The 2053-nt window shown below is 29.4% G+C and carries 1 protein-coding gene; it reads left to right on the top strand.

Annotated features, from left to right (window positions below; genetic code table 11):
• Positions 1-2053 (top strand): ZmpA/ZmpB/ZmpC family metallo-endopeptidase-related protein (locus AC5EAH_RS07995; RefSeq protein WP_493494254.1); only part of this gene is annotated, 2053 nt, incomplete at both ends.

The following is a 2053-nucleotide window of genomic DNA, read 5'->3' as shown; positions in this document are numbered from 1 at the left end:
CAATTAGTTAATAGTGTACAAACTGGTACACAAACAACAGCACCTACTAATGAAGTTGTGCGTGTCGGTACTTTAGAAACAACTGGTCCACAGCTAAGCTTAAATAATGTGACTCAAGTCACATTATTACATAAAACAAACAATGAGTATCAACAAAAAGTAACTTTAGATCATGTCCCTACATCATTTAATGACTATGTTGTTAAAATTAAAACAGGTAATTCTCAAGATTTATTATTACCTATTACACAAGCACAAGAAGTACAAAAAGCAGGTCAAACATTCATTAAACTAACAACTGCTTTATCAAACATGCCCCAAAATAACCATGAGATATATATCAAAAAAACACCTACTACTACAAATGGTTTTACATCCTTCAAATCATTAGTAGAAGCTATTAACGCTAATCCAAACGGTACGTTTTCACTGGCCAGCGATGTTAGTGCTGATGAAATAACGCCTACATCAAGTTATGTAACAAAAACTTTTACAGGTACACTATTAGGTGGCACAAACCAACAACAATTTGCTATCCACAATTTGAAAATGCCTTTATTTGAAGCTTTACAAGGTGCGACGATTAAATATATTGATTTAAAAAATGTCAATATTACAACATCTCAAACAAATATCGGTGCTTTAGCTAAAACAGCTCAACAAAGCACAGTACAAGATGTCTCTGTTCAAGGTGCTATTCATGCAACAAGTAATATCGGTGGTTTAGTTGCCAGTGCAACACAATCACAACTTAATAATACAGCTTTCCACGGTCAAATTTATGCAACTCAACCCAATAACACAAGTGAATTAGGTGGCTTAATTGGAAAAGCTAAAGATACGACACTGTCACAATCTTTTGTTAATGTCAATATTGTAGGTAATTTCCAACATCAAAACACACGTGTAGGTGGTATTGTTGGTTTATTAGAAAGTGGAAAAATAAGTAATGTTTATGCAAAAGGTCAATTAAATAATACTGGAATTAACGCACAAATCGGTGGTATTGTAGGAAGTACATATACTCGTGGGCAAGTAGATAATGCCCTTAGTTTTATTAAAGGTGATAACTCAACAGCCTTTATCCATGGAGATACTAATTTTACTAATGCAAATATAACAAATAGTTTTTATGTTTTAAATATTGCCCATGGTAAACCCGATGCATGGGGTATAGGTATTAGTGATGCCTATGCACAAAATAAAATTAAAAAAATGAAAATATCAACAACTTTAACGGATAGTTCCCAAGATCAACAAATCAATCAACTAACTGCTAATTATCAAACAGTTCAACAAGCAGAAAAAAATAGATCTATCGCATATCATAATGTAGCTAAATTAATACCTTTTTATAATAAAGAAGTAATTGTTAAATTAGGTAATGAGATTTATCAATCTGATAAATTATTTACTACACCTATTCTCTCCATTACACCAATGTATAATCATAAAATTATTTCCAATGATTTAAAAAATATAAATAAACTAATGATTCATTTTGATGATAATACAATTGCTTATATTGATTTAATACCACAAACAGAACAAACACAATTAACTTATCGTCTGAAAAACACCTCATTAATTTACACACCACAATATATGCCTAAACAATCCTTTAATATATTAGAAGCAGTAAGCTCTAATATTAATGATATTCAATATTATTCTGAAAAAGTATTAAATGCATTAGGAACGATAATCACTACTAATGATATAAATAATAAAGTTGCACAATCTAATCATTTAATAACAGTAGAAGAAGCTAAACAAGAAATTCTGAAAGAAAAAATGGGCTTACTTTATTTAGAAAGTGCCTTTGAAAACATTAAAAATAATATTGATCAAGTGTTAAATAAAGTTCTATCTACCTCTTATTTATCTAACACATCTAATGATTACACTATAAAATATATTAAACAAAATAAAGAAAAATTATTACTTGGCTTAGCTTATATGCAACGTTGGTACAATATTGACTTTGACAAAATCAATATTCAAGATTTAGCTACTTATCATCAAGGTTTTTATGGTAAATCTAATAATAGTT

This window comes from Staphylococcus sp. B1(2026) (assembly GCF_058895785.1).
The sequence above is the reverse complement of the archived record's forward strand: the minus strand, read 5'-3'. Positions and strand labels throughout refer to the sequence as shown.